Below are 20,205 nucleotides of genomic sequence, written 5' to 3' on the forward strand. Positions count from 1 at the left end.
AAACTCGGTATGTTGTTTAAGAACTGATCAACATGGGGCTACCATGTCTTCTCACCGAATTAAGCAACAAAGCCCCTCTTTTACCTAATGGTATACTCTATTTGTTTGATATAATTTCCGGCAGTTTGTATACCATAAATAAAGAGAGTCTATTCATGTTCCAGAACTTAACGATCAAGCAGAAGATCGTGATTCCGCTGTCACTGATTATTGGATTGTTTATTGTGAGCTCTGTATTAAACGTTATGACAAGTTGGAAACAATCTGAGTTGAGTGAAACACTTAACGAACAGATCGTGCCGAACTTATTAACGATTGAGGATGCTTATCGCGATCTTTACCAAGCAACATCTGCAATCCAAGGTGTTGCACTTTCTGATACTCAAAACGATATTGATCATCACATCGGTGAATACAAAGACAACGCCTACAAAGCACTACCACGTATGGAACAAATGATTGAGCTATCACAAGCCGGTGTGATGCCTTCTACACATGGTAATGAAGTTCGAACGCTTGTCTCTTTGGGTGAAAAATGGTTAGCAAGTTATGAAGCGATGCTACGTTTACCTCAATCTCAATGGCGTGGTTACTACAATGAGCACAAACATAACTTTGAAGACCAATTTATCGAGGTTAGAGCGCAGCTTAACGTTGTAAAAGATGCAATAGAAGAAAAGCAAAGCCAGTTGAAGGGCGAAATATCAGCGGCTGCAACAAGAGCAGAACTCATTCTTGAGGCTGGCATTGTGATTGTTATTTTTGCCGCTATCGCGATGGCTTTTTTGTTGTTACAAACGGTTGTGAAGCCTATCAATGATATTAAAAATGCGATGACAGAAATTGCGTCCGGTGAAGGTGATCTAAGTCAGCGAATCGATGTAAAAACACAAGACGAAATTGGCAATTTAGCAGACGCATTTAACCAGTTTGTGTCCAAAATTCAAATGACAGTCGCTCAGGTAATTGAAAGCTCAAATACCTTACGTAACGAAATGGCAAATCTTAGCTCGTTGACCACGACCATCGCGAACTCGACCGTTTCTCAGCAAAAAGATAGCGAGGCGGTAGCGGCGGCAGTGCATGAAATGCAAGTCACCAGCAGAAATGTAAGCGATAGCGCTAACGAAGCTGCGGTTGCGAGCCAAACAGCGAATGATGAACTTACCAATACCAATGTTATTTTGGATCAAACGGTTAGCTCAATTCGTAGCCTCGCAAGTGAAATCGAAAGCGCAAGCCACGTCATTAACACATTGGATCATGATGTGAGTAACATTGCGTCCGTACTGGATGTAATTCGTGGTATTGCCGAGCAAACAAACTTATTAGCGCTTAACGCAGCCATTGAAGCGGCTCGCGCTGGAGAGCAAGGGCGAGGCTTTGCTGTGGTAGCGGACGAGGTTCGTTCTTTAGCCAGTCGTACGCAACAGAGTACGGGAGAAATCCAAACCATGATTGAAAAGCTACAATCTGGTGCAGGACAAGCTGTAGAAGTGATGCGCGGTAGCCAAAATAGCAGTGATGAAACGATCAAGTCCGCTGGCCGAGCGAGTGAATCCCTTTCTGAAATCTTGAACGCGATTTCACGTATGAACGAGATGAATACACACATTGCAACGGCTGCGAGCCAGCAAAGTACAATAAGTGACGAAGTAAATAGCAACGTACAAGGCATTGCAGACAGTAGCACTTCAATTGTGGAAATCGTAAACCAAGCGCAAGCTTCTTTAGCCATGTTGTCAGAGCAAACTCAACGTTTAGATCATCAGGTCAGTCAGTTCAAAGTATAAGCTTGAGAACAGCAATCTCACTGACGAAATAACCCGCTTCTTAGCGGGTTATTTTTTAGATAAGTGGCGAACCTGACTTGTGAAATTTCGACTATATGTACATTCCTTTCTCACTTTAGTTCGTATACCAGAGTGGGCAAATAACCCTAGACAGCGGTAACAAACTCTGTACAGCGTGATGATGCTTTTATCATCACTTTTGCTGCTTTTTAACCATTGCAATTGCACACAGGAAAATGTGATTTCCAACCCAAAATCTTCAAATTTGAGAACTTCATAACACCTTTACCATAAACGTTTTTCGTAAGCGTATAGAACTGTAAATTTTGTTGTATGTACAACACTGGGTATTTATCATCCTAATTAATTTGTTCTGGATATACATCCTTTAGTCATTATTAAGTCATTCTAGAAGCTTTTAATAAGGAATCTTGAAGGCTTGTCGGTAGATAAGAGAGAAAAATTCATGAGACGTAAAACCACGCTATCTCTGCTGATTGCGTCGAGCCTTTTTGTGGTTGGATGTCAACCTAGCGAAGAAGGATCGAGCCAAGGAGGGGGGCCTGCGCCCGCAACCGAAGTAGAAGTGTTAACAGTGCAGCCAACGCGCCAAGCATTGACAGTAGAGTTGCCGGGTCGTAGCCGAGCATTCAAAGAAGCGGAAGTTCGTCCGCAAGTCACTGGCATTATTTCGGAGCGAAATTTTGTTGAAGGTGGCCTTGTTGAACAAGGACAGTCGCTATATCAAATTGATGATTCATCATTTCAGGCGGATTTGCTGAGCGCTGAAGCGGAATTAATCCGTGCGCAAGCTGCGGCAGAGTCGACCTATGCCACGGTGAAGCGTTACAGAACCTTGATCACCAAAAAATCCATCAGCCAACAAGACTTGGATGAAGCAGAAGCGGCATACAAAGAAGCGAAAGCGCAGGTCCTAGTCGCAAAAGCCAAGATCAACACAGCAAAAATCAACTTAGATTATACGCAAGTCAAAGCTCCGATTAGCGGAGTGATCGGTAAATCGAGTGTGACAGCGGGTGCGTTGGTTACGGCTAACCAAGCTGCCAAATTAGCGACCATTCAGCAGCTTGACCCTATCAATGTTGATATTGTGCAATCATCCGCGCAACTGCTGCGTTTGAAAGCATCACTCTCCCAAGGCCATATGCAAGAAGATGACTCTGCGCAAGTTACATTGATGCTTGAAGATGGCAGCACTTACGAACACAAAGGCACAATGAAATTTACTGAGGTCAATGTGAACGAAAGTACGGGCAGCGTGACGCTTCGTGCCGAATTCCCAAACCCTGACGGTTTGTTGCTACCTGGAATGTTTGTTCGTGCGACGGTCATTACTGGTGTCGACCCTGATGCGATTCTAATACCACAAAATACGGTATCTCGTGATGCGACAGGTAAAGCGACAGTGATGACGGTTAATGGCGAGAACAAAGTGGAAGCGAAACCAGTGAAGACTGCCGAAGCGATCAATAGCCAATGGCGCATTATTGATGGTTTGAACGCGGGTGATAAAGTCATTACCGCCGGTTTACAAAAGGTAGGGCCAGGCAGTTCGGTAACTATCCAAAACGGTGAACAGGAGTAATCATGGCACGATTTTTTATCGATCGTCCGGTATTTGCTTGGGTTCTCGCGATTCTAACGATGTTGGCGGGGGTAATGTCATTATTCAATTTACCCGTCTCGCAATACCCAACGATTTCACCGACGACGATCACCATCAGTGCTCGCTATCCAGGTGCATCAGCAAAAACCGTTGAAGACTCGGTAACGCAGGTTATCGAGCAAAACATGACGGGATTAGATTACCTTCGCTACCTATCATCGAGCAGTGATGCATTTGGTAATGCGACAATTACCCTGACGTTTGATAGCGAAGCTGATCCTGATATCGCGCAAGTACAGGTGCAGAACAAACTGCAATTGGCATTGACTTCATTGCCGATGGAGGTACAAAACCAAGGTATTGTCGTCAATAAATCCAATACGGCATTTCTCATGGTTGTCGCAGTTTATTCTGAAGATCCTGACTTTACAGAAAACGATATCGGCGACTTTGTTGTAACGAATATTCAAGACCCGATAAGTCGTGTAACTGGCGTAGGACAAGTGCAGGCGTTTGGTGCGCAGTATGCGATGCGAGTTTGGCTGGACCCTTTTAAGCTTACGCAGTTCAACTTGACCGCAATCGATGTAGCGAACGCGATCAGTGAACAGAACGCGCAAGTTTCTTCAGGTCAACTGGGTGCGGCACCTGCGCAGGAAGGTCAGTTGTTGAATGCTACGATTTCTTCTGCAAGTCGTTTGAGCAGTGTAGAAGAGTTCCAAGACATCATTCTTAAGTCCGACGCCAGTGGTTCGAATGTTTATTTGAAAGATGTAGCTCGCGTTGAGCGTGGTGCAGAAAGTTATGATATTCGAGGCCAATATAATGGCTTCCCAGCGTCGGGGTTAGGTATTTCATTAGGTACTGGCGCAAACGCGCTTGAGACAGCCAATGCGGTAAAAGAGCGCTTAGAACAACTGAGTGCAACGTTCCCAGAAGGGTTGCAGATTGCGTACCCATTTGAAACAACGCCATTCGTCAAAGCCTCGATTCAAGAAGTGGTTAAAACGCTATTAGAAGCTATTCTTCTTGTGTTCTTAATCATGTACCTGTTCTTGCAGAACTTCCGTGCGACGATCATTCCAACGATCGCAGTGCCTGTCGTATTGCTCGGAACCTTCGCTATTTTGTACGCGACTGGATTTAGCGTAAACACGTTAACTATGTTCGCTATGGTTCTGGCTATCGGTTTGCTGGTGGATGATGCCATCGTTGTGGTGGAAAACGTCGAGCGTGTGATGCATGAAGATGGGTTGGAGCCCAAAGAAGCGACCAAAAAATCGATGGGGCAGATCACTGGTGCCCTGATTGGTGTGGGGTTGACGCTTTCAGCGGTATTCGTCCCTATGGCGTTTATGTCTGGTTCTACCGGGGTTATTTACCGTCAGTTTTCAATAACTATTGTGGCGGCTATGACGCTTTCCGTTTTGGTTGCGATAATTCTGACTCCAGCATTATGTGCAACATTACTGAAAAAAGGCGATGCTGAGCTTCTAGAAAAGAAAGGCTTCTTTGGCTGGTTTAACCGCAAGTTTGATGCGATGACAGCTGGCTATGAAACCTGTGTTGCTAAACTTTTAAAACGCACAGGTCGCATGTTGGTTGTATTTTTGGCAATGAGTGCAGGTGCTGGCTGGTTATTTATGAACCTTCCAACGTCATTTTTGCCAGATGAAGACCAAGGCACAGTATTCTCAATGGCTATTTTGCCGCCTAACTCAACACAAGAGCAGACGGAAAAAACACTTGAGAAAATGCGTGACTTTTATCTAGTAGACGAAAAAGACAATGTAAAATCTGTCTTCTCCGTTGCTGGATTTAGTTTCGCAGGCCAAGGCCAAAATATGGGTATGGCATTTATCGGCCTGAAAGATTGGTCTGAGCGTGAAGCGCCAGGCGCCGATGCCGCTTCCATTACGGGCCGAGCGATGGGGTACTTCTCTACTATTAAAGAAGCTTTGGTGTTTGCGTTCGCCCCTCCAGCGATTCAAGAGCTAGGTAACTCGACAGGTTTCGATTTCTATCTCCAAGACTCGTTGAATAAAGGGCACGATGCATTAGTTGCGGCTCAAGGGCAACTTCTGGGCATGGCAGCACAAAACCCGAAACTTGTCGGTGTTCGTCCAAACGGTCAGGCAGATGCGCCAATGTACAAAGTGAACATTGACCACGTCAAACTTCGTGCTTTGGATGTCAGTATCAATGACGTAAACCAAATCCTGTCAGCTGCATGGGGCGGGGCTTACATTAACGATTATATTGATCGCGGTCGTGTGAAGAAAGTGATGGTGCAAAGTGATGCGGAATACCGCATGCAGCCAAAAGACTTCGATTCATGGTACGTACGCAACGCTAAAGGAGAGATGGTGCCTTTCTCTGCTTTTGCGAGTGGCGAGTGGACCTATGGGTCTCCTCTTTTGCAGCGCTTTGATGGTTTGCCAGCAATGAATATTCAAGGCGGTGCAGCTCCTGGTGTAAGTACTGGTGAAGCCATGGAAGAAATTGAAGCAATGGTAGAAAAGCTACCAGAAGGTTTCACGGTGAACTGGAATGGTATTTCGTATGAAGAGCGCCTTTCCGGAAACCAAGCGCCGATGTTATATGCGCTGTCTATCCTCGTCGTATTCTTAGTTCTCGCCGCTTTGTATGAAAGTTGGTCAGTACCTTTCGCCGTGGTGTTAGTTGTGCCTCTTGGTGTGCTTGGTGCTGTGCTCGCGGTAATGACGCGAAGTATGGACAACGATGTATTCTTCCAAGTGAGTTTATTAACGACGGTCGGCTTGGCAACTAAAAACGCGATTCTGATTGTTGAGTTTGCGAAAGATTACTACGAGAAAGGCGCTGGCCTTATCGAAGCAACCCTGCATGCCGTTCGTGTTCGTCTGCGCCCAATTATCATGACATCGCTTGCTTTTGGTTTGGGTGTGGTACCACTTGCTATCAGTTCAGGTGTGGGATCGGCAGGTCAAAACGCAGTGGGTACCGGCGTACTTGGTGGCATGATCAGTGCCACGATATTGGGTATATTCTTCGTCCCAATCTTCTTTGTAGTGGTTGAGCGATTGTTTGATCGACGTGCGAGAAAAGAGTCGGAGGCAGAGTTGTCTGAGACCCGCACTAAACCCACTCAGCAAAGCGAGTAGGACTTGGTTGTGTTAACTGAGTTATACTAGTGATAATAAACACGATTAAAGGGCGCTTCGGCGCTCTTTATTTTATGTTTTCACTTGGTGGTTACCGTCTATGACGCGAGCCTGAAAGACGGCGTGTTGTGTGCAGTATCAGCACAGCCTTTTCGACCGAATGAAAGCCTAAAGAAGAAAAACGACGATGAAAGATCAGAAAATTTCTCCAATTTCCGTTTTGGATCAAAGCCCTATGTTTGTCTGCGGTGTGATGCAGCGCATGTACCGCAATCGTGCCCAAGCCGAGCTCTCTCGGCAAAATTTGATGACACTAGAAATGGCAAGTGCACTGGCCGCTTTAGAAGAATTTCAACCTATGAGCCAGCAAGCGTTGGCTGATGCGGTTCGAACTGAGCGAAGTGTAGCAAAGCGGATGGTGGACAATCTGGAAAAGAGAGGGTTTGTTCAAGTTTCTAAAAGTAAATCGAATCAGCGCCTTAAAATGCTAAGCATGACAAAAGAGGGAGCAAATGCTTTAAAGCAAGTTCATCAAATCATGACGAATTTACAGAAAGAGTTTTTTTCTTGTTTGTCGGAATCTGAAGCGAGTGAATTTTTTCGTCTGGTAAGAAAGCTCACTTTTGCGAATCACGACCAGTAACTGACATCAATGCCGTTTAGCGTCTTTATTTTATCGCGGACCAATTATATTAAGTTGTAGAACTTAAGAAATAGGATGCCCAACGTACAGGTCACGGTAGAAAGCACCGTAGTGAGTGCGATGATATTTGCAGCTAACGTGGCATTGCCTCCCATGGAACGCGCCATGACATAGCTGGCAGCAGCGACTGGAGAGGCGTTCATAAAGAAAAGAATACCTAGCTCAATTCCTCGAAATCCTACTAAGTAAGCTCCCATGGTGATGATGACTGGCGCTACGATGAGCTTGTAACTGCTCGCAAACCAAGATGGACCTTTCTCTTTTCTCATCAAGCTAAAGTCAAGTGAGCCACCCGTACACAACAGCGCCAAAGGCAATGTCATTTTGGACAAGTAGTCTCCTGCGTCAATAACCACATTCGGTACTGGAATAGCGAGTAAATAAAAAGCCATTCCTAGAACAATGGAGATTATGAGCGGATTCCTAGTCAGTGTTCTGCCCATCATCTTTGCTGCTTGCGAGGCAGACGTTGCCCCCTTGGGCGATAAGCAAATTACCGCTTGGACGTTATAAATAAATGTGGTGACCGCGACATAGAGCGCTGCTAGTGCCACACCTTGAGAACCATACGCATTGGCAACGTAAGCGATACCAATAATACCTGTATTTGCTCGGAACCCACCTTGGATGAGAACGCCTTGGTCAGGCGATGCTTTGAACAGAAGTTTGACGGAAAGGTAGGTGAAAATGAAAAACGAAATACTAGCGATGGCGCCGAAATTGACGAATCCACTTGCCGCGGAAAAGTCGTGTTCTGAAGCCACAATGCTGACAAATAACATTGCAGGCAAGGTAACTTGAAACACCAGTTTAGAGCCTACTTCGATAAAATTATCGTTGATTAGACCAAAGCGCTTAAAAAGAACGCCAAGTACCAACATCAAACAGATAGGTCCGGTTATCGACAAAGAGAATTGTAACTGATGTAAAACAGCTTCCATGTAAGTATCCGCAGCAAAAGAAAAAAGTGTTCCTGTTGCCTATTAAGCCACAAACCCGGAGGGTAGGACAGTAACGTGATGAAATTTTCTTCTGTTGTAGGTTCCGGAGTCATTTACACTCCAAGTTATGGACGAGGTCCCAATTTAACAAAGCGGTACTGGTCCTACGTGCGATATGTTGGTTAACTCGTTGTCGTGATGCATCCACATGCGTATTAGATGTGAGGGCTGGTCATCGTAGTTATGGATAGGAGTTCATCAATGAAAAGGAAACACAACAAAACTGTACTGTGTGCGTTTGTCTCTGGTTCGGTATTTGGTGCGGTTTTGGTCATTGCGATGTCTTTACCAATGTAATCCTCTTAATTGGCTGTTGGAACACTCACACTAATTCAGTACAAAACAGATTGAGTTCTGCGGTGTGTGCTGTTAGTTTAAAAAACATGAAAATACACGTTCGCCCTTCATTAACAACCTTCTCTTGGTGGCGCTCTAAATAGAGCGGCGCGGAATACTTACATTCTTAAGCTGCTGGATGGTAGCTAAGAGTGTTTGATCTTTTTATCTCCAGTAGCGATCTGTTAAATACTTGGAGACAAATATGAATAGCCATAAAAATACATCTCAGCGTGAAATTATACTTACCGGAGATCGAGCAACAGGTCCATTACACCTCGGGCACTATATTGGTTCATTGCAACAACGAGTCAAATTGCAAACGGAGCACGAGCAAACGATCTTGGTTGCGGACATGCAAGGGCTGACGGATAACGCGCATAACCCATCAAAGGTATTCTCTAATATTCTCAATGTCGTTGCAGATTATTTGGCTGTTGGTATCAACCCCGCTCAAACTACGATCACGTTGCAGTCTCAAATTCCAGCGTTAGCCGAGTTGACAATGTATTACAGTAATCTTGTTTCTATCGCACGATTAGAGAGAAACCCTACGGTTAAAAATGAGATTCAGAGTAAAGGTTTTGAACGCTCTATTCCCGCAGGCTTTTTAACGTATCCAATTTCTCAAGCTGCTGATATTACGGGGTTTCATGCGACGCTAGTACCAGTGGGTGATGACCAACTGCCAATGTTAGAGCAAACTAATGAAATCGTGAGAAAAATAAACCATCTGGGTGGAAAAGAGGTTCTTAGAGAATGCCGTCCATTACTTAGCGATGCACCTCGTTTGCCGAGTACTGACGGTAAAAATAAGATGTCTAAAAGCATGGGGAACGCAATCAACTTAGGGGCCTCCGAAAAGGAGATTTCCGCGGCAGTGAAATCTATGTATACCGATCCCAATCATCTGAAAATTGACGACCCTGGCCAAGTCGAAGGGAATATTGTATTTACCTACCTCGATGCTTTTCATCCTGATAAAAATTATGTCGAACAGCTAAAAGACCATTATCGACGAGGTGGGCTAGGTGATGGTTTGACCAAGAAAGTGTTAGAAGAATGCTTACAAGAGATGCTTCGTCCTATTCGAGAAAAGCGCGCTATATATTTGAATGATAGAGCGCAGCTGCTTGATATTTTAAAACAAGGTAGTGAGCGTTCTCGCGAGAAAACCGAAAAAGTGCTATTTGATGTGAAAGATGTATTTGGTTTGAATTTGTTCTGAATTAAAAGTAAAGAGTTGAACATAAGGCACGACGGCTGGTTAGCAACGTGCCTTTTTAAGTTCACAGTCAGTCAAAGCGCATTGTTAAGAAGAAAAAAATTCACGACGAAAATCCGCGACTTCTTGTTGGTAATAGCTTTGCCATTCCGGTTCTGACAAATTTGAATGGGTAGAAGCTCTTTGCGTTCTTAGCTTGGACTCAAGTTGTTGCAATGCTTGTTGGTAACCTCTGACTTGCTCTTTTTGCTCAGCAATTTGTTGCTCACGAGCGTGAATCTCTTCGCTTTCGTCCTTCGCTAAGTAAGTTTTTTGCAGCTCTGCGATGATAGTTTGGCGATCTGGAAAGCTCATGCTATTGGGTATCAGGGCGACTGCACGCTCATATTTTTCCTGGTCGCTTGTTAGCCCGATAGCATCTGCATGTTCTTGCCAGTCAATGGTGAGTTGCTCGAAAGATCGCAAAAAGTTATCTGGGCTTTGAGTGTCCAGCTTTTGGGCTTCTAAGTTGAAATCGTACAGCGCGAACTCATCCGCAAAAACAACATCAGCCAATTCCCCCCAGATGCTTCTTGCTTCGTTCTTCAGCTGTGCAATACGCGACACCAGTGATTGTTGCTCATCAAATAACAAATTTCCTACACTCTCTTGCCATTGGCTGCTGAGCTGAGGGTAGTTCTCCAAAAGCTGGAATCGAGCTAAAGATAAATGAGCCTCAAACAAGGCGATCTGCTCTTCACAACTACGGTTCAACATACACTCATGCCAAAACGTCTCAAGTTCAGCGACAAGTTTCCTGCCTTTGAGTTGAGTTAATCGCTCAGTCGTTATTTGAACTGTGGAAGGGAGCTTAGTTGTTTGTGGTGAAGTATCCGTATCGGGCACGATGCTGCTTGTTTGTGGTGATGTACTGGAGACACTCTGATTTTTTGTCTTAGGGGAAGGAGAGGAAGCAAGCTCTTCTTTTTGAACATCGTGACTGAAAGTTAAAAATATCATGCCCGCCATAATGGCGGACATGATTATCAAAGCGATTTTCTTCATGGCTTGATTGTTGCGCTTACTGGGAAATGGTCAGAAAGGTTGTAGTGTTTCCATAAACTCTCTGCGGTTGTGCGCGGCACGTCTACACGGTTGTCATTGAATGATTTCACCCCGTATTCACTACTCACCATAACATAGTCAAGATATTCCACGTTTTCGCCACCTGATAACGCTTCACCTGCGAAGTTATTGATACGGGGATCAAAGGTTGACTCCGTGTAACCAGAGTACTGAGGCTCTATGGCGCTTAAGTTAGCGATCATTTGTTGGTAGTCACCAGGGAACTTTCTTTTGTTGACGTTAAAGTCGCCGCTGTATACTACAGTTTCGCTTGAAGGAATGTTAAGAGATTGGGCGAGTGCGCGGATTTGTTTGAATTGGCGCTGACGATACTCACGGGCGGTGTCTGTATCGAAAGATGCGGTATGGGTAGCAAACACATGGTAAGCCTGACCACCTTTAATTATTTCCGCATAATTTACGCCTTTATCGGCAAAGCAGTCTGTACCAGAGCAATCGGGAAAGACATATTGCGCTTCATTCACGATAGGGTAGCGACTAACTATGATTACGCCACCATCATGAATATTAACGCCTTCTTTATCTAACATCTTTGTTTGGTAAGGATATTCCTTGGCTAACTCACGTAAGAATGCTTCACGACCGCTGGCAAACACCTCTTGCAGCGCCAAAACATCGTAACCTTTTACATGTTGAGGAATCAGTTCGTAACGATCTCCAATGTGCGATGCAATAGCCGTCAACGCCCAGATGTTATAAGTCATCAACTTAAGGTTTTGTTCTTCGTTGTCGACAGACTCCGCTACCTTGCTTGGCGTGATGGTGTAGTAAAGATCATCATATCGAGCGGTACTGTCTGACTTAAATGCCAGTTCGGTTTCTCTCGTACCAAAAGCGTTAGTGTTGGCACGATGAATGTTACGATCATCTTTGAGAGATAACTCGACATCGGCTGCGGATAAGCCGTATTCAATGGTCGAATTGTACCAATGGCCTTCCATTATTTGATTGAGTGTTATGCTTTCACCTTCGGGGCTAGAAACCACCGTTTCAAAACGGTAAGTTTGATTTGATTTCACGCCCTCCCAGCGGTTGAAGCTTAATACAGATTTAGTTTCCCACGGACCAAGTACCTGCACATGTTGTTGCCACTCTTCTCCGTATTGAAGCAAATCACTACCTTCATGTTTTACTTGAATAGTTAACGGTTGATCAGAGTTATTCGTTAGGTAAACGTCGGTATCTGCAATGCTGGGTAACGCTATCAAGCTACTTAATAAAAGGCTCCACTGCGAAAATTTCATCTTATTTTTCCATCATTTGAACTAGAGCAATCATTCTTGTTTATAAATGTTACTTGCACGTTAAACATGGATGACATCTAAGCCAGCGCTGAAAATTGTTATCAGAATGTGATATTTATTCAATGGTGAGTATGGGGGTATTGAGTGTGTGGCCGTTAAAGTGGTGTAAAATAGTACCAACAGTCAACGAATTGCATTCACTGCAATCAAGCTGTCATCTTTGCTCTATAAGTTGTGCGGCGTCATTCATCTAGCCATATGGCTAGAACTCAAATTGATAGATGGAGCACCATGGCTAGAGCAGTAAATCCAACCGATGAAACCATCATTAAATTGTTACAAGAGCAAGGTCTGATTAGAAGTGAAGCAGAAGCGCGTTTAAAGAAAGAGGTGTACCGCTTGCAGCCTAATGAGATAGCAAAAGTAAAAAATTATGCCCAGCATTTTGGGATAAACGCGAAAGAAAAGCTCATCGATGAGATCTTGGATCTGCGCCGAGAAGCGCTCATGAAAAGATGTAGACACAATACGGAGCATACGAGCCTATCTTTAAAATAGCATGTGATAAAACTATCAATTACTGGTCAAGATTTGATCTCTCAAGCCGATGTATATAAGAACGTTCAATGATATCGAGCGCAAAAAAACAGTGCGTTTTAGAGGTTAAGCTTTCACTTAAGTGAGAGGTTTGGAAAGGCTGCGGGGAGAAAGTGCATGCGTATTAGAGACTTAAGTGTCGTAAAGAAAATATCGGTTAGTTATTTAACCGTTTTTGCCGTGTTTGGTTTAGTGTCAGTAATGTTGGTGCAAGGTTTGTTAACACTGAATAAAGACATCTCAGTGTTAACAGATAAAAGTTTACCTTCTGTTGCGATTTTGAAAGGTATCCAAGTTGATATTACTAAAGTGCGTAAAGATGAGTTCTCTTTATTGCCAAACGCAAATCACCCCAAAATTGGTGAGTGGTTAAAAGGCCTCGACCAATGGCGTTCTGATGTGCAGGCTGGTATTGCAGAATACGAAAAGCTCGACCTTAATAAGCGTGAAACGCAGTCCTTTAGCGTTTTTAAAGAAACTTGGAATCAATACATCAAAGAAACGAAGACTTACAACGTATTGCTAAGCCAAGGCGATGCTGAAAGTGCAAATGATGTAATTTTATCAAGTTTCGATACCTACTCAAAAGCGTTGAGCAGCTTGGATGATACCCTCGCGTTGAACGATGAGTTGGTGAATTTGATTGGCGAAGAAGTACAAAGTGAAGCGGCATTTACACAATACAGCGCTGCTGTTGGTGCGCTTGTCGTCGCATTGGTCATGGTAATGTCTGCCATGCTGCTTTCTCGAGTCATCTGCGGGCCTGTTGATCGAGCATTGGAATTCGCTTCCAAAATCGCCAAGGGTCAATTGAATAATCAAATCGACGAAAGCGAATTGAGCAAAGACGAGTTAGGAACGCTGCTCAAAGAGCTTGTCGGTATGCAAACAAACTTACATTCGTTGGTTTCTGAGATTAATGACTCAACGATTCAGCTAACGGCAGCAGTAGAGGAAGTGAGTGCTATTTCTTCTCAGACCGCCTCTGGTATGCAAAATCAACAAATTGAACTTAGCTCGGTGGCTTCTGCGATGACAGAGATGCAAGCTGCTGTAAGTGAAGTGGCACAAAATACCGAAGTTGGCGCAACCTCTGCTTATTCGGCTGCGGAAGTGGCAAAGCAAGGAACGGCGACGTTACAACAAACTATCGCAGTAATTGAGCGTGTATCACATACGATCCAAGAATCAGATGAACTGGCACGTGAGCTTGAATCGAGCTCAAACAATATCAATGTGGTCGTCGATGTGATCCGCGGGATTGCCGAGCAAACAAACTTGTTAGCACTGAACGCCGCAATTGAAGCCGCTCGGGCTGGTGAACAAGGGCGTGGGTTTGCTGTTGTGGCAGATGAGGTTCGTTCTCTGGCGCAACGCACTCAAGACTCCACTTCACAAATTGTGGAAATTGTTAATCAGCTACAAGAGAGCAGCAGTAAAATAGGGCATTCAAGCCGTGATTGTCAGGAGGGTATTTCTCAGTGTGTTGAGCAAGTTAATGATGCCGATAGCCAGATAAAAGAAATTGAACATTCTGTCGATAACATAGCGCAAATGAGCACACAAATCGCAACGGCGTGCAGTGAGCAGAATTCTGTATCCGAAGAGCTGAATCGCAGTGTGGAGCATATTAATAGTGCTTCAACAGAGATGGCTGAGGGAGCTTCACAAACGGCTGTGGCTTGTCAGCAGATTAGTAGCCTAGCGCACAACTTGAAAACTCGAATGGGTTCATTCCAGCTCTAGTTGTTATGTTTCAGCTTTATTCCTAACCTCATTGCTACAATAAATAAGCCGGACGAAATGTCCGGCTTATTTATTCTCTGTCTATATAAGTTGAGAGTATGCTCAACCTTGGGAGAATATGCTCGCTAGGCTGGAATACCACTGTGAAACTTAAAATCTGTATCTGGCGTAGAAATTAAATCTGCCTCTATACGTCCAAAGTAGGCGATGCGCTCGCTGATATCTTTGCCTGCGATTTGCTCCGCTAATACAAGATAATCCTGGTAATGGCGTGCTTCTGAACGTAATAAAGAAATGTAGAACTTTGCGATATCGTCATCCATATGTGGTGCTAGTTTGGCAAAACGCTCACAAGATCGGGCTTCGATGTACGCACCAATGATGAGTTTATCGATCAGCGTTTCCGGCTCATGAGTCTTCATATGCGAAATCAGTCCTTTAGCATAACGACTTGCTGGAATATTTTTATACTCAATTCCACGACTTTCCATGATCTCTAAAACTTGATAAAAGTGGTGTAACTCCTCTTTTATCAAAAGCACCATCTTATCGATCAAATCTTGGCTGTATGGTGAGTCGGACTTAGCCATGATTGACTTAGAAATATTGCTCTTGCCTTTTAAAGTTTCCAATGAGCCTACGTTACGGTAAGCAAAATCTTCGTAGGGCTTAAACCAGTCAAGTAGAGCATGTGAACTGGATTGGTCAACGGCATACTTACGAATTAAAAACATGGCAGATTGGCCAGCTTTTAGTTCGCACAGTAGGTGGTCTAACAAAATGGTTTGAAGGTTCTCTGGTTTCTTTGCTTCCTCTACCCATTCATCAGGTGTACTGCATTGCAGAAATTGGTTAATGGGAGCAAGAAGATCTTGATAGGCGTCTAGATTCATCATTTTAGTTTTAGTACTTCACATTTTTATTGGGCATATCCGTTGTCTTGCGGATAGAAAAAAGGCTGCAATTGCAGCCTTTTTTGACCTGAAGTGAATGTTACCACTTTTTCTTCTCGCCGAAGAGAGCTTCCATGTCATTGTCACGCTCTTTGTCAGCAATCTGCTGCATTTCGGCATCGCTTTTATCTTGGCGCTTTTTATCTAAGTCACCTAACATCTCTTCAAGCTTTTGTTTCGCTTGAATAGAATAAGGATCGCTCTTAGTGCTCAAAGCATCGATACCTTTACGCAGCAGTTGAAGCGCGGTGCCTGGTTGGCCACGAGCGATAGAGTCGTTTGCTCTTTTGATGACATTTTCAATGTTGATGCGAATTTGCATCGTTTCCAAGCGCGCATTTTCGGTGACGTAGGTCTGGGTATCCAATCGGCCTTTGTTGTGCTCGTTACGGATAGTGTCGCGAAGTCGTTTAACCAGCTTAAGCATGACGATAGCTTGTTTATCACTACTCGGCATCTTGAAAGTGGTACTCTCGCCTGTAGGGCCATTCTCTTTTAGCTGCGTAATCTGCTGCTTCATATTTTCGATACGTTGAGCAAGTTGCTTGTTCTTCGGATCCAGCTCATGCATGCTCTCTAGCGCGTCAAGAATACGATTGTTTAGACACAGCAACAGCTCTTTACTAAAAGGGATATGGTGCGCATGACCAATCAACTCTTCAGTACCATCTATCAAGGCTACATATCGTGCTGATTCCTGCCTTTTTGCGGTTTCAACTTTAACCTTATATTGCAACATAATGTTATAGCCTAGGATTAACACCAGTAGGATGGCTACCAAAGCGATTATTAAACCAATATTCATATCTTTGCGTCTGCTTTACTTTTCTGCGGCTAGCGTTAAAGAATACATGAATCTTATCTTACTCGGCACCTTATTTGTTTGATTATTTTGTCTCTCCCACGTTTTAGTTACTGATAGAAGTCACATCATAGAACTTCGGTCATTTATTGGCTCAACTTTGTGCATATTGTTTCTTGCTTGAAGATTATTAGTATGTGATTGAGGTATAAGTTAGAAATTGCTGTTCATTTCGATTTGAACGCGTTATAACTAATTATTATATCGCTCGCTTGAGTGGCCAATAAACTCTCTCATGAATAAGTAAGGGATTACGATGAAACTGCAGCAGCTGAAGTATATTGTTGAGGTTGTAAACCATAATCTGAATGTATCTGCAACGGCGGAAAGCTTATATACCTCTCAGCCAGGTATCAGTAAACAGGTTCGGTTGCTGGAAGACGAGTTAGGCATTCAGATTTTTGAACGTAGCGGTAAGCACTTAACGCAAGTGACGCCAGCTGGAGAAGAAATTGTACGTATCTCTCAAGAAATTCTCGCTCGTGTAGAAAGTATCAAAGCGGTGGCTGGAGAGCACACCCATCCAGAAATGGGGACGCTGAATATCACCACGACACATACGCAGGCTCGTTATGCACTGCCAGATGTCATCAAAGGTTTTACTTCTCGTTATCCAAAAGTGTCGTTACACATGCACCAAGGTACACCGTCACAAATGTCTGAGGCGATAGCTAAAGGCACAGCGAATTTTGCGATTGCGACAGAAGCGCTTCACTTATATCAAGATGCCATCATGCTGCCTTGTTATCACTGGAATCGTTCAATAGTTGTGCCTAAAGACCACCCACTAGCGAAGAAAGACAAAGTAACGATCAGTGATCTTGCCGCTTACCCATTAGTCACTTACGTGTTCGGTTTTACTGGCCGTTCAGAGCTGGATACAGCATTCAACCGCGAAGGTTTAACCCCGCGAGTGGTGTTCACGGCAACTGATGCAGACGTCATTAAAACTTACGTTCGTATGGGTATTGGTGTGGGTGTGATTGCAAGCATGGCTGTGGATGAAGAGCAGGACGGTGACTTGGTTGCAATAGATGCGAGCCATTTGTTTGGCGCGAGCACCACGAGCATCGGCTTCCGCCGTGGTACATTCTTACGCTCTTACATGTTCGATTTTATGGAGCGTTTTGCACCGCACTTAACGCGTCCAGTGGTTGAGCAGGCGATTTCGTTGAAGTCTAATGCAGAAATCGAAGAGATGTTTAAAGACATCGAGCTTCCGGTGAGATAACACTTCATTGATGTTTCGATTCCCTCTACAATGCGCTCGTTGTAGGGGGGAGCTATGAAAACGCAATTTCAATTTATTAATGACTGCTTAATCGAAAACCAATCTTTGTGGCGATTCGAGCCTTTTAAAAGCAGCATTCACACATCATTACCTTGGCAGGAGCAACATCCTCGACTGTGCCAATGGCTAGCGTCTCTTACTCCCTCTCAAATCGAAGAATACAAAGCAGCACCAGAACTCGCGTTAAAAGCACTTAGTCCGTTTTTGCCTGAGCTTGAACAACTCGCAGAACCGACTCATTTAGAGCTTTTGTCGTTAAACGGCTTGGAACTCGCTCGTGGTTTAGATAACGGTATTCCGGGACGTAAGTTGGAGCAAATTAGCTCGATGGGTGAAGCTGCAATTCAACAACACTGTGGCGAAGAATGGCTAGAATGGTGCTCAGGTAAAGGTTACTTGGGGCGAATCCTGACAACGCAAACCGATCAGCCTGTAACCAGCTTTGAATACCAACAAGCACTGTGCGATTCGGGGCAACAAGCAGCCAATGAACATCATTGGAAGATGACGTTTATTCAAGGCGACGCGTTTGATAGCAAAGCGAAAGCCGTGTTTAAGCCAACGCAACACGCAGTAGCACTGCATGCATGCGGTGACCTTCACGTTCGTCTAATGCAGTACGGCAGTGAAAATGGGGTTGCTGCGATGACCATATCACCTTGTTGTTACCACTTGATTCAGTCGGAACAATACCAGCCGATGTCGGAATCGGGCAGGGCTTCTTCTCTCTCATTGTCTAAGCAAGAACTGCGTATCCCATTACAACAAACGGTGACGGGAGGAGAGCGCGTGCGTCGTCATCGTCAGCAGGAAATGATGTTTCGTCTTGGGTTTGATTTGATCACGCGACAAGCTTTGGGAATGGCAGAGTATCAGCCTGTGCCGAGTATCCGTAAGTCGCAATTAAGTGATGGTTTTGAAGCCTTATGTCGCTGGGCAGCGGAGCAAAAAGGCATTGTTCTTCCTCAAGAAATCGATTTCTCTCATTTTGAAAAGTTAAGCGAACAACGCTTCTGGCAAATGGAGAGAATGAGCTTAGTGCAACTTGTTTTTCAACGTCCGTTGGAGATCTGGCTCGCATTAGACAAAGTGCTTTATCTTGAAGAACGTGGTTACCGTGTTAGATTGTCAGAGTTTTGCCCTAAATCGGTCACGCCTAGAAATATTTTAATTTGTGCATATAAGGTTTAGTTATTCTTTATAGCCAAACGCTCTATATGAAAAAGCCCACTTATGAGTGGGCTTTTGTAAACAAAACGTGACAAGTTGTGTTTTATTTTGTCATTAATTGAACATAGCAATAGCTTGAGTTGGTTCAACGTATTCCAAGTCAAAGCTTTCTGCTACTTCTTTACACGTTACTTTTCCGTGAATAACGTTTAGACCTTCAAGGAAGCCTTTATCTTCTAGAAGTGCTTCGCGGTAGCCTTTATTTGCTAACTTCACGATGTATGGAAGTGTAGCGTTGTTGAGTGCAAATGTTGAAGTGCGAGCAACTGCGCCAGGCATATTTGCTACACAGTAGTGAACCACTTCATCAACGATGTAAGTTGGATCTGCGTGAGTTGTCGCGTGTGAAGTTTCGAAACAACCGCCTTGGTCAATTGCCACGTCAACCACTGCCGCACCAGGCTTCATCTTAGCAATATGCTCTTTAGTGACCAGTTTAGGTGCTGCTGCGCCAGGAATTAGAACGGCACCGATAACAAGGTCCGCTTCTAGAACATGCTTCTCGATAGCGTCTTCAGTAGAATAAACCACTTTTGCGCGACCTTGGAATTCTTCGTCAAGCTTACGAAGTGTGTCTACGTTACGGTCTAGAATAGTGACGTCAGCGCGAAGGCCAACCGCCATACGAGCGGCGTTTGCACCAACAACGCCACCACCAACGATAACGACTTTTGCAGGTTCAACACCAGGTACGCCGCCTAGGAGTAGACCACGACCGCCATGCGATTTTTCCAACGTTTGCGCACCAGCTTGGATAGACATCCGACCTGCCACTTCTGACATTGGTGCTAACAGTGGCAAACGACCCATATTATCTGTTACAGTCTCATAGGCTATACAGACAGCTTTGCTCTTGATTAGCTCATCAGTTTGTGGAAAATCTGGTGCTAGGTGTAAATAAGTAAATAAAATTTGCCCTTCGCGGAGCATTGCTCTCTCTACTGCTTGGGGTTCTTTTACTTTTACAATCATGTCTGCTTGCGCAAATACGTCAGCAGCATGAGGGAGAATGGATGCGCCGACAGCGATGTAATCATCGTCTGAAAAACCAATGCCGGCACCTGCATTGGTCTCAACTAAAACTTGGTGACCATGTGAGATGAGTTCTCTCACGCTAGCTGGGATCATACCAACACGATATTCGTGATTCTTGATTTCCTTAGGTACGCCAATGATCATCCTGTATCCTCTTTCTATAATGGTTGTATTAACTGTTAGTAGGGTGTTATTGTCGAATTAATAACTAGTATAGTTATAGATTTGTAAAATTTGGCACCAAATATTAAAAAGTTGTAGTATATTTTTTTGCAAGGAAGTAATAAGGTGGAA

The 20,205-nt window shown here is 44.2% G+C and carries 15 protein-coding genes; 9 read left to right on the forward strand and 6 right to left on the reverse strand.

Features of this window, described 5'->3' with window-relative positions:
• The first annotated feature begins 155 nt into the window (after positions 1–155).
• The 4 genes from R8O10_RS18545 (at position 156) to R8O10_RS18560 (ending at position 7,206) form a co-directional block, all read left to right on the forward strand.
• Complete coding sequence (locus R8O10_RS18545; RefSeq protein ID WP_054575118.1) at positions 156–1,793, forward strand: methyl-accepting chemotaxis protein; 1,638 nt, start codon at positions 156–158, stop codon at positions 1,791–1,793.
• Between the two features lie 466 nt (positions 1,794–2,259).
• Complete coding sequence (locus tag R8O10_RS18550) at positions 2,260–3,399, forward strand: efflux RND transporter periplasmic adaptor subunit (RefSeq protein WP_042522092.1); 1,140 nt, start codon at positions 2,260–2,262, stop codon at positions 3,397–3,399.
• A 2-nt stretch (positions 3,400–3,401) separates the two neighbouring features.
• Positions 3,402–6,563: an efflux RND transporter permease subunit gene (locus R8O10_RS18555; protein ID WP_318191633.1), complete on the forward strand. Its 3,162-nt coding sequence runs from the start codon at positions 3,402–3,404 to the stop codon at positions 6,561–6,563.
• A gap of 187 nt (positions 6,564–6,750) precedes the next feature.
• Positions 6,751–7,206, forward strand: a complete 456-nt coding sequence (locus R8O10_RS18560; RefSeq protein ID WP_017635039.1) for a MarR family winged helix-turn-helix transcriptional regulator — start codon at positions 6,751–6,753, stop codon at positions 7,204–7,206.
• 44 nt (positions 7,207–7,250) lie between these two features.
• On the opposite strand, the gene R8O10_RS18565 is transcribed toward R8O10_RS18560, so the two are convergent.
• Positions 7,251–8,207: an AEC family transporter gene (locus tag R8O10_RS18565; protein ID WP_318191634.1), complete on the reverse strand. Its 957-nt coding sequence runs from the start codon at positions 8,205–8,207 to the stop codon at positions 7,251–7,253.
• A 601-nt stretch (positions 8,208–8,808) separates the two neighbouring features.
• On the opposite strand from R8O10_RS18565, the gene trpS reads away from it, so the two are divergent.
• Positions 8,809–9,831, forward strand: a complete 1,023-nt coding sequence (gene trpS / locus R8O10_RS18570) for a tryptophan--tRNA ligase (RefSeq protein ID WP_262639650.1) — start codon at positions 8,809–8,811, stop codon at positions 9,829–9,831.
• 84 nt (positions 9,832–9,915) lie between these two features.
• Here trpS and R8O10_RS18575 read toward each other — a convergent pair whose 3' ends face one another.
• Positions 9,916–10,872 (reverse strand): ATP-dependent dsDNA exonuclease, encoded by a 957-nt coding sequence (locus tag R8O10_RS18575; RefSeq protein WP_262639651.1) that lies wholly within the window; start codon positions 10,870–10,872, stop codon positions 9,916–9,918.
• A complete protein-coding gene (locus R8O10_RS18580) occupies positions 10,869–12,197 on the reverse strand; it encodes a sphingomyelin phosphodiesterase (protein ID WP_054577967.1) in 1,329 nt (442 codons plus the stop codon). The genes R8O10_RS18575 and R8O10_RS18580 overlap by 4 nt, the downstream gene beginning before the upstream one ends.
• A 291-nt stretch (positions 12,198–12,488) precedes the next feature.
• Between R8O10_RS18580 and R8O10_RS18585 the strand changes: the two genes are divergently transcribed.
• Entirely contained in the window at positions 12,489–12,755 is a 267-nt protein-coding gene (locus tag R8O10_RS18585) for a hypothetical protein (RefSeq protein ID WP_005388970.1), read from the forward strand.
• Positions 12,756–12,911: 156 nt separating this feature from the next.
• Complete coding sequence (locus R8O10_RS18590) at positions 12,912–14,540, forward strand: methyl-accepting chemotaxis protein (RefSeq protein ID WP_285399642.1); 1,629 nt, start codon at positions 12,912–12,914, stop codon at positions 14,538–14,540.
• Between the two features lie 125 nt (positions 14,541–14,665).
• Here the strand turns inward: R8O10_RS18590 and miaE are convergent, their stop codons facing one another.
• Positions 14,666–15,436: a tRNA isopentenyl-2-thiomethyl-A-37 hydroxylase MiaE gene (miaE, locus tag R8O10_RS18595; protein WP_005388968.1), complete on the reverse strand. Its 771-nt coding sequence runs from the start codon at positions 15,434–15,436 to the stop codon at positions 14,666–14,668.
• Positions 15,437–15,533: 97 nt separating this feature from the next.
• Positions 15,534–16,298 (reverse strand): hypothetical protein, encoded by a 765-nt coding sequence (locus R8O10_RS18600; protein WP_005378247.1) that lies wholly within the window; start codon positions 16,296–16,298, stop codon positions 15,534–15,536.
• Between the two features lie 313 nt (positions 16,299–16,611).
• Here R8O10_RS18600 and cysB point away from each other — a divergent pair, with 313 nt between their 5' ends.
• Positions 16,612–17,586, forward strand: a complete 975-nt coding sequence (gene cysB, locus R8O10_RS18605) for an HTH-type transcriptional regulator CysB (protein WP_005388967.1) — start codon at positions 16,612–16,614, stop codon at positions 17,584–17,586.
• 54 nt (positions 17,587–17,640) lie between these two features.
• Entirely contained in the window at positions 17,641–18,837 is a 1,197-nt protein-coding gene (locus R8O10_RS18610) for a methyltransferase (protein ID WP_318191635.1), read from the forward strand.
• A gap of 93 nt (positions 18,838–18,930) precedes the next feature.
• On the opposite strand, the gene ald is transcribed toward R8O10_RS18610, so the two are convergent.
• Positions 18,931–20,055 carry an alanine dehydrogenase gene (ald, locus tag R8O10_RS18615; protein WP_005378241.1) on the reverse strand — a complete coding sequence of 375 codons (1,125 nt, stop codon included), beginning with the start codon at positions 20,053–20,055 and terminating at the stop codon, positions 18,931–18,933.
• Between the last annotated feature and the right edge of the window lie 150 nt (positions 20,056–20,205).

The sequence above is a fragment of the Vibrio sp. 1727 genome (assembly GCF_033344415.1).
Lineage (GTDB): Bacteria > Pseudomonadota > Gammaproteobacteria > Enterobacterales > Vibrionaceae > Vibrio > Vibrio alginolyticus.